At 33.1% G+C, this 14,483-nt stretch carries 9 protein-coding genes and 2 tRNA genes; 3 read left to right on the plus strand and 8 right to left on the minus strand.

Annotation, left to right across the window (positions count from 1 at the left end):
- Positions 1-78: 78 nt before the first annotated feature.
- From E0W73_RS02900 to E0W73_RS21355, 8 genes are all read right to left on the minus strand, one after another.
- Positions 79-2,061 (minus strand): UvrD-helicase domain-containing protein, encoded by a 1,983-nt coding sequence (locus E0W73_RS02900; RefSeq protein WP_135220593.1) that lies wholly within the window; start codon positions 2,059-2,061, stop codon positions 79-81.
- Complete coding sequence (locus E0W73_RS02905; protein ID WP_135220594.1) at positions 2,043-4,259, minus strand: AAA family ATPase; 2,217 nt, start codon at positions 4,257-4,259, stop codon at positions 2,043-2,045. The genes E0W73_RS02900 and E0W73_RS02905 overlap by 19 nt, the downstream gene beginning before the upstream one ends.
- Positions 4,260-4,466: 207 nt before the next feature.
- Complete coding sequence (locus tag E0W73_RS02910) at positions 4,467-5,267, minus strand: TatD family hydrolase (RefSeq protein WP_135220595.1); 801 nt, start codon at positions 5,265-5,267, stop codon at positions 4,467-4,469.
- A 521-nt stretch (positions 5,268-5,788) separates the two neighbouring features.
- Complete coding sequence (locus E0W73_RS02915) at positions 5,789-7,210, minus strand: RtcB family protein (protein WP_135220596.1); 1,422 nt, start codon at positions 7,208-7,210, stop codon at positions 5,789-5,791.
- Between the two features lie 392 nt (positions 7,211-7,602).
- Positions 7,603-8,148 carry a hypothetical protein gene (locus tag E0W73_RS02920; RefSeq protein WP_135220597.1) on the minus strand — a complete coding sequence of 182 codons (546 nt, stop codon included), beginning with the start codon at positions 8,146-8,148 and terminating at the stop codon, positions 7,603-7,605.
- A gap of 58 nt (positions 8,149-8,206) precedes the next feature.
- Complete coding sequence (locus E0W73_RS02925; RefSeq protein WP_135220598.1) at positions 8,207-10,447, minus strand: hypothetical protein; 2,241 nt, start codon at positions 10,445-10,447, stop codon at positions 8,207-8,209.
- A gap of 250 nt (positions 10,448-10,697) precedes the next feature.
- A tRNA-OTHER gene (locus tag E0W73_RS21350) sits at positions 10,698-10,813 on the minus strand.
- 190 nt (positions 10,814-11,003) lie between these two features.
- A tRNA-OTHER gene (locus E0W73_RS21355) sits at positions 11,004-11,126 on the minus strand.
- Positions 11,127-11,714: 588 nt separating this feature from the next.
- Here E0W73_RS21355 and E0W73_RS02930 point away from each other — a divergent pair.
- From E0W73_RS02930 to E0W73_RS02940, 3 genes are all read left to right on the plus strand, one after another.
- Positions 11,715-12,329: an HD domain-containing protein gene (locus E0W73_RS02930; RefSeq protein ID WP_135220599.1), complete on the plus strand. Its 615-nt coding sequence runs from the start codon at positions 11,715-11,717 to the stop codon at positions 12,327-12,329.
- A 380-nt stretch (positions 12,330-12,709) separates the two neighbouring features.
- On the plus strand, positions 12,710-13,747 hold the full coding sequence (locus tag E0W73_RS02935) for a helix-turn-helix transcriptional regulator (RefSeq protein WP_135220600.1): 1,038 nt from the start codon (positions 12,710-12,712) through the stop codon (positions 13,745-13,747).
- Between the two features lie 224 nt (positions 13,748-13,971).
- Complete coding sequence (locus E0W73_RS02940) at positions 13,972-14,457, plus strand: MarR family winged helix-turn-helix transcriptional regulator (protein ID WP_135220601.1); 486 nt, start codon at positions 13,972-13,974, stop codon at positions 14,455-14,457.
- Positions 14,458-14,483: the final 26 nt, after the last annotated feature.

The following is a 14,483-nucleotide window of genomic DNA, read 5'->3' on the forward strand; positions in this document are numbered from 1 at the left end:
TCAGGATATAATCCTAGATTTATTTTGACATGACAAATATAAGTTTTTATTTTACAAAATAAGTATTTACCTACAATATTAACTAATTGAGATTGCATCCAAATTAATAACATTATCAACTCCAAACCATTTTTCAGCTGTACTTATAACATGCGAACTTGGACTTTGATAATAAACAGCTAACTTATTTTTTGCTCTTGTACAACAAACATAAAAAATCTTTTGAGTTCTCGGCAGAGTATTATAAAATGACGTTAATTTAGACTTTGTTTTTGATTTTCCTTCAATGAGAATTTTTTCTTGATTTAAACTGTCAAAAACATATTCAAAATTGTATTTGTTCCAATTACCATTATCAAGAATTACAAGAACATTATCAAATTCATCCCCTTTGACTTTATGCTGAGTTGAATAATTTGTTAAGCCTTCTAAATAATTGTAAACGTTTTGAAATTCTGAAAAACTAACTTTTTTTATTCTATTATAAGCATATGCTTTTTCTGTCTGAAACTTTAATAAATTATATGATTTCATACATATTCCCATTTCATGAGCCTCATTAATAACTTCTTCAATAGTCTTATTTCCAACATTAATAAGTTTATCGATATTTGTTTTCAAAACTTTCTTTTGTTCAATATTAAATATAAGTTTGTTTTCTTTTAAATATGCTTTGTAATCAGTTTCTTTTAAAAATTCTAAATATTTAGCATCTTTATAATATTTTATATTGTTTTGAATTTTAAATAAATGTTTTAGTAGATGATCTCTTTTTGACCCTTTTTTAGCTTCGTCATCTTCATCTTGTTTCTTATCATCTGTTAAGATTTCACTGCTCAAATAAATTCTTCTAAAATTTACAAATTTATAATTTTTTGCCTCCGTAAAAAGTAAGGGATTTAAAGATATAAATGAGCTTATTGGTCCAGTCATCGGTAATTTTACTTTTTCTATAACTTCACCAAAAGTATCATCATCTGATATGACAATATCTGTTGAGTTTTTCAGGTGCTTTACGATATTATTTTTATACTCAAGGATTTTATCATTGTTGTATATATCCATTAAAGTGGTGAACTGACCTTTTTTCGCATTTAAATTATGCGTAAGATTTAACTCTTTAGTTTCTTTAAATTTTTTAAAATCCCATCCTAAATATGTTTTAACTTTCTCCAAATCATCATGTTTAGAATAAATAAATTTAATATCGCCTAATTTAACTTCTTCTTTAGAATTCATGTTAGGAGCATTTTCATCATTTGAATGAGTTTGTTGAATGCCATCAGTTCTTAACTTATTTGCTAATTCATAAACTAATTTTGGATTTCTTCTATTTTGAATTTTCTTAACTTCAACTACTTTATTTTTTTTTAAATAAACATCTAAATTTCCTATACCATCATCATAAATAGATTGCATTGCATCTCCAAAGAAACCAATGATATTTTGCTTTTTACTTTTATTTAAATGATCTAAAAATATTTCTACAACCTCTTTATGTGTATCTTGATATTCATCTATGAAAATGAATTTAAATTTATCTTTTACTATATCGCATAACAGCTTACTGTTTTTAAACATCCTATTTGCAAGCAATAATAATTCATCATGTGAGATTATTCCTTGAGGTAATTGCACGCTTTGATATGAATACTTTATTTCTTCAATTCCGTCATAATATGTTTCACCAACTTTTTGATTGTTTATAAGTTCAATCTTATCAACCGCTTCATCATTTATTAATTCTATTAAGACTTTCTTCAGTTCTTTTTGATAGTTTTTAATATTATCCCATAAGAAATCATGTATAGTTGTTACATTTAAACTCTCATGATTAACTCTTTCTTCAATTTCTTTTACAGCTGAATTCGTATAAGTCATACATGCTACTTTGACAGTAGGGAATTCTTCAATCACCTTTTTTATGACTTGAACCAAAGAATAGGTTTTTCCACTACCTGCTCCACCACTTAAAAGGAAATTATCTCCTTTTCTAATGAGTTCCATTATTAGCTGAAATTCATCTTTTCTTTCTACTTTTTCTAATCTTCCTTCAGCCATAACAATCCTTCTTTTATGTAGGCAGGGATTTGCCAATTACTATATTCATTTCCACTAACATCAGATGCACTATTTCGCAGGATTTCAATTGCTAAAGAAGGTTTACTATTCACCCCCTTTTCTGCTAATTGAAAAGGATCTTTGTCCATTCTAAATTTTTCAATCCATTTATTTGTTAATGATTCAAATTCATTACTTGGGTTAGATATAAAATCTTCATTTAATTTAAAAAATGCATCTTCAAAACTTCTAGCATGATATCCTAATTCTTCTGTTTGATATACAATTAACAATTTTCCTTTTTTGTCAACTTTCCACTCCTTATTTTTATCTTTTATTAGAGTTTTTGATTCCAATAGAAGCTCTTTAAAATAACTTAAATCGTCACATGTTTTACCATAGAAAAACAACAATGAATGATTTGAGGTTTTATCTGAACTTGGCGCATTTGCAGGACACTTTTGAGTTTTAAATTCTGGCTCGCCATTAGCCTTTTTTTTAGGAGTAGTTTTATCTTTCTCCATTGCAGGAACTAGATAATAACTATCAATATCGGTTATTATTAAAGACTTCATTCCTATAAAATCTATAAACTTTTCAAAAATGTGAGAGTAAGCTCCAACTTCGACAATCGAAATATTTTGAGATAATAATTTATTTTCAGGATACTCGCTATCAATTTTTTTCATCATAGCTGGTAATAAAATTCTTTCTGTATCACCTTCTATAAAAATTGCTTTATCTGTAAAAAATAATTCAGCCCGATTAAGAGTCAAATACTGTTTTAAGAATTTGTAATTTTGCTGTTGACCTTTCTCGTTATATTCTTTTTCGAGATCCTTTAAATTTTTAGATATTACTTCATTTTTATTAAGCTTCTTAAGATATTTAATATCATCAAATTTACTTTCTGCAACTATATGAGATGAATGCGTACTCACAATATATTGCAACTCTCGTTGAATTATTTTCTCTTCACCTTCATCATTTTTTAGTTTCTTATTTATTCCTCCTTTTAATAATTCCTTTATGTTCTTAATAAAAACATATTGCATTTGAGGATGTGTATGTGCTTCTGGTTCTTCAATAAATAATAAATTAATATCTGATGGTTTTTCTAATTTTCCTCTTTTAAATTCTTCAACTTGAATTTTGATTTCAAAAATTAAACTAATCAAATTCATATAACCTAAACCATTGTGATGTTCTGGCAACTTATCACTATTTTCATGTGAATACATTACGGTTGTATTGCCTTCAAGTAATTCACGTTGCTGTAATGTTGAAAATATTTCAATATTTGTCTCATTTTCCTGAAGTCCTCCAAATTTTTTTATGTCAGATATAACTGCTTTAAAAATATCTGCATAAATTCCAGTTAAAGTCTTATCTGTACTTGATAACTCATCAGTGAATTTTTCAATCTTTTCTTTTTGTTCTTCACTTGTTTCTTCTCTTTTATAAATCTCAGAAGTTTGCTTAGATAAAGTTTTGTCTGTTTCTTTATTATTTACATCACGTTTAGCTTTAATAGATTTAAAATTTAAAATATCTTTAAAATTTTCACTACCAACAAGAGTAGATTCAATTATTTCACTTTTAGTAAGATTCCATTCCAACGGTCCTTTATAAAGCTTAAAATATTCCGTGAAATTTTGTTTAAAAAATTCATTAAATCCACGTGGTGAATAGGTACTTATAACTTCTTCACTATCCTCTGATTTTATTTTCCCTTTCTCAAATTTTAACTTTTCTTTCTTTTCAAATTCAGAATATTCTTTTCTAAATTTTCTGTACCCATCAAAATTAATCACGAAATTAAATCCTAACACTACTTTATTATTATCTGGATCTAAGTTCATCATTACATTGCATATATTTGATAAGTCATCGTTATCAAAATATTCAATTACTAATCTTAATTTTATTCCCAGATCTTTTCCTAATTCTTTAAATTCTTCTTCTGTTTTCTCAGCTGAATTTTTAATTAAATCCTCTAATCCATTTTTAAAAACGAGATTAAAATCCTCAGAAGTAAATTTACTTTTTTCAGAATTTATAAACTTTTCAAGTACTGACAAAATAGATGTTTTTCCAGTGTTATTTTTTCCTAAAACTAACGATAGTTCATCCTCTAAATCTAATTTAAAATTTTGAAGAAGACGGTAATTATCAACCTGAATCTGTTTTATTTTCATATTCTTAATTGTTTTATTCAAACTTAGCTATATTAATTTTCTTAGCATTACGGTAATCCGTAAACAACAAATAATAGAATATTATTTCATTTTTAAATACATTAAGTTTTTTCTTCATAGCTGTTCAAATATATACAAACAAAAAGCCTTCAAACCAAGTACAAACACCTGATTTAAAAGGCAACAAATAATCTTTATAATTAGGACTTAAATCCCAAAAAATCTTTTAGAATTCCTAGTCGTTTCCTCCTCCACTTTAGCCAAAGTAATTCCTTTAAACTGTGCAATAGTTCCGGCAACATACGGCAGAAAAGCAGGTTCGCAACGGCGTTCGTGGTATTTCTTCAAGAGGTTTTTCGGGACATTTTTAGGAAGCATAAACGGCGCATCGGTTTCAATCATCATTCGGTCGAGCGGTACGTACTGAATGACTTCTTTTAAATGACTAAAACGTTTGGCATCTGAAATCGCTCCCGTAAAACCCAGATAAAATCCGTTATCAAGATAAGTTTTAGCTTCTTGCAACGTTCCCGTAAAACAATGCACAACGGCTTTTGGCAATTGCGGTAAATAGTCTTTGGTAATATTCATAAACGAACTAAAAGCGCTTCTTTCGTGCAAAAACAAAGGTTTCTGTACTTCAATCGCCAATTCGAGCTGGGCTTTGTAACATTCCTCCTGTTTGTTTCGGGGCGAAAAATCACGATCAAAATCGAGTCCGCATTCTCCAACCGAAACGACGTGTTTCAGTTCTAATAATTTCCTGAGTTTCGAAATACTCTGCGTATCAAAACTCTTGGCATCATGCGGATGTATTCCCGCCGTAGCGTACAACACACCCGGATACTGCCTCGCAATCTTAGCAGATTCTTCACTATTTCGTATGCTGGTGCCTGTGAGTATCATTTGCGATACATCGGCGTCGAGCGCGTCTTGTACGACATCGTCTATGTCGTTTTGGAATTGTTTGTTGGTTAGGTTGATTCCTATGTCTATATATGTTTTCATGTTTTTTGTTTTTTGCCACGAAGGCGCTAAGGCACAAAGTTTTTTTTATTCTTTGTATTGGTTATTATTTTTTTTTGCCACTAAGGTACTAAGACGCTAAGTTTTTGTTTCACGCAGATTTTGCAGATTCTAGCAGATTTAAATGATTTTTATAAATAATCTGCGAGTATCTGCTTAATTTTTTTTAAATCTGCGTGAAAAAATCTTTAACAACAAAGTTTGTCATTTCGACGGAGGAGACTCGAGCGATAGCGAACAGGCGAAGCAAATCGCACTAGAAACTCCGCCAGAATGTCGCCAATCTTTGTCGAATCCCGCGTGTGATTTCTCCCTTCGGTCGAAATGACAAACTGTGCGGAAAAATCTTTGCGAACTTTGCGTAAATCTTAGCGAACTTTGCGGTTAAAATCACCACAAAGCGTTAGACGCACTACTGTGCGTCTCTACACTGAAAACTGAGGCTGAGACTGAACACTAAAAAAGCGTCTCTACACTGAACACTAAAAACTGATCACTGACCACTAGTCCTCACGGCTCCCATCATCTGCCATTCTAACCAGTTTCGGTGTAAACTTCGCCACAACATCTACCAAATCTTTCTGCGCTTCCATGACCTGATTGATATCTTTATACGCCATTGGGGCTTCGTCAAGACCTGCTCCGATAAGCGTAACGCCATGATGGTTCAGGATCGATTTCATTTCGGTTTGGGTGATATTTTTTATGGCTTGGGTTCTGCTCATTTGTCTTCCTGCTCCATGCGAAGCGGAGTTTATTGCATTTTCTTGGCCTTTTCCTCTCACCAAAAATCCTGGTGCGGTCATACTTCCCGGAATGATTCCCATAACGCCTTTTCCGGCTGGAGTTGCACCTTTTCTATGTACAATCACTTCTTCGCCGTTCCAGGTTTCTTTCCAGGCGAAATTATGGTGGTTTTCGACTTTGGCTAAAATCGTCGCACCCAAAGCACGTTCCATTTTGTTATGGATAATCTCGTGACAAGCCGAAGCGTAATCTCCCGCCAAGTTCATCGCCATCCAGTATTCCTGACCTAGTTGTGAATTCATATCCAAATACGCCAAGTTTTTGGCTACTTCTGGAAGTCGGCATTCGTCTTTGGCAATTTTAGTATAATGTCCGGCAATGGTTGCGCCCATTCCGCGTGAACCGGAATGCGTTAACAAAGCGACGTATTTTCCTTTTGGGATGTTTAAAACCGTATCGTCTTTGGCAAATTCCATGATTCCGAATTCCACAAAGTGATTTCCACCACCCGAAGATCCTAATTGCGACCACGCTTTATCTTTCAGATTCTTCACAAACGGATTCATATTGAAAGTTTCATTCTCCAAAACCGCATGATCCGATTTGTACTGACCGTGAAATCCGTGACCTGCTCCAAAAATAGAATTCGCTATTAATTCTCTTTTGAATTTGGCTTCGTTTTCAAAGTAAAAATCTTCCGGAATATCGTAAACCGACAACGCCATTCTACACCCAATATCAACTCCAACACCATACGGAATAATGGCATTTTTGGTTGCTAAAACGCCGCCAATTGGTAATCCGTAACCTTGGTGCGCGTCTGGCATTAAAGCTCCGGCAACCGTAACAGGAAGTTTCATCGCCACTTCCATTTGTTTTCTGGCTCCGTCTTCGATATGATCCAATCCGTAAGCCGAATACGCATTCGGATTCTGATTTAAAGCAATGAAATCTTCTGGTTTTTCATTCGATTTTTCAATTAAAGCCACAGCCAGTTTGCTGAACACTTTATCGTCTATATAATTCTCTGGGGTTTCTAAGACGTTTTTGTAATGAGCAATCATTTCGTCTCTTGTGAATCCGTTTCTTTTGCTGTTTATTTTTAAGGCAATCCCAATTATTTTTCCTTCTGGGAATCCTAATTCTAATATATCTGTACCGTTTATTTGTGTTTTCATTTTTTTGTTTTTTTTAGTGGCAAAGTGACAAAGTTTGATAGTGACAAAGGTCTTTTACTACTGCGCAGTTATTTTGCGTAGATTTTTTATTTCTATTTTTTTTTGCTCAGCGAAGAGATAGTTCTCGCAAAGTCGCTAAGGTTTTTCTTTAAGTATTAAACACAAAGTTTGTCATTTCGACGAAGGAGAAATCTTCGCGAGAAGCTCTACAAAGATTGGCTTTTCGTTGCGGAGTTACTTGTGGAGATTTCTCCCTTCGGTCGAAATGACAAACTGTGTGGTTAGTATAACTCGAAAGATTTTTTTCACGCAGATTCTGCAGATTCAAACAGATTTTCTACTCTTAGTTATATCCCGTTTCAATTACGTTGCTATGACACATATTATTAATTTTATCTAATCCTAGATATGAGTTCATATTTTAAATACTCTCTCAGGTTATTTCCAAACATAATAATGTCAGCTCCCCAAACAGAAATAACCGGCGATAGATATTTATCTTCAAAAACCACCAGAACACGGTGATGATACATTGGTATGAATCCTACTATTTTTGAAACATCAAATCCAGCTTCAGTAAGAACTAATTCTGCTTCAGCTTTGTTATCATTAAGTTCATCGATAATCCATCTTGATTTTTCATAATCCTCTGGGTATTGATAAAAGAAATTATCCTGATTAAATGTTATATCTGTTTCATCTTCTGGATTAATTGAAATTGTTGGTCTATCTAAATTAGAAAAAAGTGAAAGCATTTCTCTATATTCCCAAGGAAAATCAAATCCAAATAATATTTGTAACTGATCTATTTCTTTTCTGCTAATACCATTTACAAGTTTACTATTAGGTTGAATTTGAAATCCATAAATATCATTGTAAAGTTTTATTTTTTGAAACTTCTTTTCTATTTTATACTTAAGGTCTTTAATTGTAATCATCTTTCTATTTTTGAGATAAAACCACAAATTCAATTAAGAATCTGTGGTTTCTAATTTTTTAATCCACCAATAACTGCGTAACAACCGCTGGGTTCATCGCCCATTGCGCTGTGTAAACCTCATCAGCAATTTCGTTTTCGGTGATTGTTAAACCTTGAGCTTCTGCTTTAAGTTGCAACAAATTACCAATATTCAATTTGCTGTTTAGTTTTGCCAATAACGCCCGAACTCCTTTGAAGTCCAAACCACCTACAACCTGACCTCCGAAAGTCATCTCTAACCAAACGATTTCTCTTTTGGCTACATCCAACACGCCGAAAACCAAACCTTTAGCAACATTCTGAGTTACACGAACCTGATGATCTACACACGACGGATCGTATGCTACACCAGTTCTTTCCGAAATTTTCATCGGATATTTGCTGTTCATCCAACCTACGATTAAATTTGGCGTAATACTTCCGTTGCTGTACGCATTGCAAGTAAAAGTTACAAATTTAGCTTTGGCATTCGCCAATTCGTCGATGTTGATGTTGATATATTCGGCAGTTCCAATTTTATTCGGAATGCTTCGGATATCTCCACTATGCTGACAACCTGTAGTCGTCAATCGGCTGAAAGAACAAATATCTGAACGGTCTTCGTAAGCAATATGACAGCTTAAATCCATATCCAAATGTTGTGCAGGAAGATCTTTACCCCACTGCATAAACAATCGCACTTCGTTTCCTTCAACTGGGAAACGTGTTCCCATTAAAGCAACTGGCAAATCCTGAACAGTATCGCTTCGATCTCCAATAGAAACCGGAATATTAAACAATTGTGGATCGATATAGATCGTTTTATTAGTATTTGGAACAGAAGCAAATCGTTTTTTCATAGCCAAAAGACATAATTTCTCGATTTGATTTTTCATTTCTTCCAACTGAAAATCTTCGTATAATCCCAACAACTGATTGGCACCAATTCGTTTGTTTGTTCCACCCAAAGGTTTCACGCTTCTCTGCATGTTTTTATCAAAATAATTTTGAGCATACATATTCAAAGTAAACACCAATCGAGCTGGAACTTTATCGATGATTTCTTCAAAATGAGCAATGGTTTCTTCTGCTCCGAACCAAAGCATATTCGAAAACAACGAACGAGCAAATAATCCTGGACGTTGTTTCAATAAGGCAAATGTCTTATCGGCATCAAATTTCAATCTTGAAGAATTCACTTTGCTTTGCCAAACGTCGTACACTTGGTTGTAGAAAACATCCATTAAAAAGTTCAATTTCTCAAACCCTTTTCTTTTGCTGTATTCTGCCAAACGCAACGCACGGATAAAACGAACCCACATTCCTCTTTTTGGATGCATCGTTTCACACATCGCCTCAACGTCCATGTTCATATTGTTTAGCCAATTTGCCACCATTAAACATTCTTTTCGGGAATATTTAAGTTTTAAATCTTTTTGAGATGCAATTCTCGCCTGAACGCTTGTATCTAAAACATTATGGAAATGCTGTGCATTTTTTGATGTTCTTTTGATAATCGTTTTTGGCTCAATAATCTGAAGCATTCCTGTGTTTTTGTACCACAAGTATCGCAAGATATCTGTTGGCGTTTTCAAAAACTGAGACGCTTGGTCTTCCTTACCATTTTCAATCAAAAGATCGATCACCAGCATTAAAGTTTCTTTCATAGCCACTTCTCCTTTTGGTAAAGGCAAATAGTGCATAGCCAATTTTAAACTATCTACCTGAGTAGCATCTAAAGCGGTTTTGGATTGCAATAATGAGATATAGAAATCATTTAGGTCTTTTTCTGACCATAATTCCAATATTTTCAATTTGCTTCCTTGTCCGATATTTTCCAGTTTACCGAATTCAAACGGAGTGCCGCAGAACGGGCAACCATTGTATCTTTCTAATGGGAAAGTATTATCTGGGATTGTATGGCCGCATTGTAAAGTTGTTCCTCTTTTTATATTTAAAACATTCCAAAAATATGTAACTACATGATCTAAAACAGATTCTCCTGTTGGAACATTCCATTCTTTCACTAATGGCGTCCAGTTTTTATCAGTTCCTAGAACTTCTCTCAAGACTTCTAAAACCTCGATTTTATATTTTGGGTTTACGTTGTTCAAAGCATGAAGCAATGACTCAGAAAAGGTAAATCCAAGTTTTGAAACATTGGCTAACAAAACTGAAGTTGTTCCTGATAAATTTTTAGAGTCATTCGCAATCATTTCTGACGGAATGAAAATAGCATTTTGACGTAAACTGATTTTTAATAATTCTTTTGTTTTCATTTTTTTAATTTTTAAAATTTAGATAATTGTGTTTCTGAGTTCTACCTAAAAGAGTTTTGAAGTAAGAAACACTTGACCTGAAATTTGAGTGTAATGAACTAGCTGATACAAATTAAGAGTTTGGTGGGTTTCCCCAAGAAGTAAGCTAATTTTGACCCTCGTTTTTTTATTAATGATGATTTTAAAACTTGCCGGACTCGAACCGGAAAAAACCAATTGTCTGAAGTAAGTTTCAATTGACCATTAATTGTGGAGCAGGTGGGATTCGAACCCACGACCCGGACATTAAAAGTGTAAGAAGTAAATTTTGATTGACCATTATTGATAATTTCAAAACTACCTGCTCTACCACTGAGCTACTGCCCCAATTATGATTGAAAAATAAAAAGGTAATGGTGTAAGTGTGTACATTGGAAAGTGTTTTCGAAGTAACTCAAACTTGACCTGTTTTATTCTTTTTCTATTTCTATGAACGTTTGTTTTTATTTCTGAACAAAGATTTTAAAACTAGTGCGCAGTTATTTTGCGTAGTTAAAATATCTTTTTTTATTATTTGTAAAGCAGGTGGGATTCGAACCCACAACCCTTGGTACCCTGAGTTGAAGTAAGTTTTGATTGACCTATGTGGGTAATTTCAAAACTACTATTACCAATGCTCTATCCATTGAGCTACTGCTTCGTATATAATTGAATAAAAAGGTAATCGTATAAGTGTGTACATTGGAAAGTGTTTTCGAAGTAACTTAAACTTGACCTGTTTTATTCTTTTCTATTTCTATGAACGTTTGTTTTTAATTCTGAACAAAGATTTTAAAACTAGTGCGCAGTTATTTTGCGTAGTAAAATTTTTGTTTCATTTTTTAGAAATGCTATCTGTTTTATTTCTTGAGCAAAGATTTCAAAGCCACTACGCAATTATTTTGCGCAGTAAAAAAGAAATTTTAATTTTGAGTAAATATTTTTTTATTAAAACCGTGTAAGTCCCAATTGTACGGCATATTCGTAATTTTTGAATTATTGTAAAAAATTGAAAGTCCCAGCGGGACGAAATATTTATAGCTATTTTTCTATGCGCATCTAAAAGAGCCCGAGCGGGGCGAAATATTTATTGATTAAAACAAACCGAAGTGTCGCTCCGCTGGAGCTTTATTGTTGGGTTTTGCAAATTGGCTATAAATGTTGAGCTCCTCTGGAGCTTTAAGATTAGATTTTATAATTTGCTATAAATATTTCGCTTCTCCGAAGCTCTGTTCAAACACATATTAATATGGATTTAAAAAAAACCTACACCGATTTACTTCTAAACATTGGCTTTTCAGAAAATGAAATTCAGCAAAACTGGGCTGATTTAGAAAAGGCATATTCCAAAAAATCAAGACATTATCATAATCTCACGCATTTAAAAGAAATGATCGAGAGTTTTGAAGTCTATCGTGATAAACTTCAAAACCCAAACGAAATATTATTTTCGATTTTCTATCATGATTTTGTGTATTCGGCATCCAAAAAAGATAACGAACTCAAAAGTGCTGAATATGCTTTGTCTGTTTTACCTAAAAATGTCAATCTAAATAAACAATTAGTTTTTGATGCAATCTGTGCAACGCAACAGCATCAACACAATGCAATCGAAGATATTAATTGGTTAATCGATTTTGATTTGAAAATCCTTGCTAAAGATTGGGATGATTATAAAACCTATTTTGAACAAATCAGAAAAGAATATCGCATTTATCCTGATTTTCTATACAGGCCAGGACGTGCAAAAGCTTTGAAACATTTTTTGGAAAACGAGTTTATTTTTCAGACTGATGAGTTTAGGAGTTTGTATGAGGAAAAAGCTCGGGCTAATATTGAAAAAGAGATTCTATTATTAACGTAAATGCGTGAGGGATTGAAGTGGAGCTCTTTTTTAAGGCGATTTTTCTTCGCCTTAAAAAAAGCGGGAACGTAAAGCCCGACCCGCCTTTTTCGGCGGGGCACGCCCAAAATTTCAACGCAGAATTAATCTCGCAAAGACGCGAAGTCGCAAAGTTTTTTTGTTTAAAGTATTAATTAATCGTACAGTTTGTCATTTCGACGTAAGGAGAAATCACACACGGAATTCCACAAAGATTGGCGACGTTCTGGACGGAGTTTCTAGTGTGATTTCTCCTTACGTCGAAATGACAAAAAATGAGAGAAATCATTCTAATCCTCATAATCTGTGGCTTAAAAATAAAAAACTTAGTGCCCTCGCGCCTTTGTGGCAAAACAAAAACAATGTCACAAAACAAAAATGCCTTAATACGCTACAAAACCATAGACAAATGCCTTCAGAATAAATACAGGCAATGGACACTCGAAGATTTAATCGAAGAATGTTCTGAAGCTTTATTTGAATATGAAGGACGACAGAACCCCATCAGTAAGCGAACAATTCAAATGGATATTCAGCTGATGCGGAGCGAAAAACTCGGTTACAATGCGCCGATCGTGGTTTACGATAAAAAGTTTTATAAATATGAAGACGAAGATTTTTCGATAACCGATATTCCGCTGACAGAAACCGATATGAATGTTTTGACAGAAACGGTTTCGATGTTAAAGCAGTTTAAAGATTTCTCTTTATTTAATGATGTTTCGGATATTTTGCAACGATTGGAGGATAAAATCTACTCCGAGAAATCGCATACCAGACCTGTCATTTATCTGGATAAAAATGAGAAACTAAAAGGATTGCATTATCTGGATGAAATCTATCAGGCGATTATCAAAAAAATGGTTCTGATTATTACTTATAAATCTTTTAAATCTGCTGAGGAAACAAAATTCCATTTTCATCCTTTTATCTTAAAGGAGTTCAATAATCGCTGGTTTTTAATTGGAAAGAAAAAAGCGTCACAGCCCATTACCAATTTGGCTTTGGACAGAATCATTTCTATTGATTACGATTTTAATCATCCTTATTTAGAAGAAGATTTCGATGCCGATAATTTTTATAAGGATGTCATTGGCGTTACGGTCAATTCAGGGATGAATCCAAGACGCATTGAAATATGGGTTGACGCTTCAAATGCGCCCTACGTACTCACAAAACCTTTGCATACTTCTCAGCGCATTATTAAGGAAAATGAAGACGGAAGCATAATCGTGCATTTGTTTGTGATACCAAATTATGAAATGGAAAGGCTGTTATTGGGTTTTGGAAGCTGTGTGGAAATTTTAAGACCCGAAAGTCTGAGAAATCGTATGAAAAAGATACTTCACGACGCCATTTCGCGCTATGAACCAAAAGAATCAACTGAACAAAATGCATAATTTTTTACAGAATGCAGAATTAAACTCATTTTAAAAACTAAAAAAGAGCTCATACAACTCTATAAATGTTAAAATTACAAAAAAGAATAGTATATTACACTTAAAATAAACGACCCAAAAACCCTTCAAATTAGGGATATTTTCTAACCAACCAAAAATTTATTAAAAAATTATATGCATGCATAGTATTTTTTAATTATATTTGAAATCGATATAGTTCCCCTATGAAAGACAAAACGATAGATTATATTTTGAGAGCAACCTGGCAGGCTGTTTCAAGAATGTACAACGAAGAAGCGGCAAAGTATGATGCCACAATGGCGACAGGATTTGCTCTTTTAAGTATGGATAAAGAAGAAGGAACTCCTTCAACCGCTTTAGGTCCGAGAATGGGAATGGAAGCCACAAGCTTAACCAGAACCTTAAAATCTATGGAAGAAAAGGGATTAATCCTTCGTAAAAAAAACCCAAGCGACGGACGTGGCGTTTTGATTTACCTGACCGAGTTTGGAAAAGAAAAAAGAGATTTATCCAAAAATACAGTTCTGAAGTTTAATGAAACCGTTAGGAAACATGTTTCAGACGAAAAGCTGAATCATTTTATCGAAGTTGCTGAAATCATCAATGAATTGATTCAGGACAAAAACATATTTAATCATACAAGTGCCGACGAACTGGCGAAGCAAACAAAAAACACAGAAAACGAATAATTTAAGATTTCTGAGATTATTTAGAT

Source organism: Flavobacterium foetidum (assembly GCF_004634245.1).
GTDB lineage: Bacteria > Bacteroidota > Bacteroidia > Flavobacteriales > Flavobacteriaceae > Flavobacterium > Flavobacterium foetidum.

Coding starts and splice junctions, on each gene's coding strand:
- E0W73_RS02900 (WP_135220593.1), bottom strand. CDS start 2,061: ATGGCTGAAGGAAGATTAGAAAAAGTAGAAAGAAAAGATGAATTTCAG.
- E0W73_RS02925 (WP_135220598.1), bottom strand. CDS start 10,447: ATGAAAACAAAAGAATTATTAAAAATCAGTTTACGTCAAAATGCTATT.
- E0W73_RS02935 (WP_135220600.1), top strand. CDS start 12,710: ATGTCACAAAACAAAAATGCCTTAATACGCTACAAAACCATAGACAAA.
- E0W73_RS02930 (WP_135220599.1), top strand. CDS start 11,715: ATGGATTTAAAAAAAACCTACACCGATTTACTTCTAAACATTGGCTTT.
- E0W73_RS02915 (WP_135220596.1), bottom strand. CDS start 7,210: ATGAAAACACAAATAAACGGTACAGATATATTAGAATTAGGATTCCCA.
- E0W73_RS02940 (WP_135220601.1), top strand. CDS start 13,972: ATGAAAGACAAAACGATAGATTATATTTTGAGAGCAACCTGGCAGGCT.
- E0W73_RS02920 (WP_135220597.1), bottom strand. CDS start 8,148: ATGATTACAATTAAAGACCTTAAGTATAAAATAGAAAAGAAGTTTCAA.
- E0W73_RS02905 (WP_135220594.1), bottom strand. CDS start 4,259: ATGAAAATAAAACAGATTCAGGTTGATAATTACCGTCTTCTTCAAAAT.
- E0W73_RS02910 (WP_135220595.1), bottom strand. CDS start 5,267: ATGAAAACATATATAGACATAGGAATCAACCTAACCAACAAACAATTC.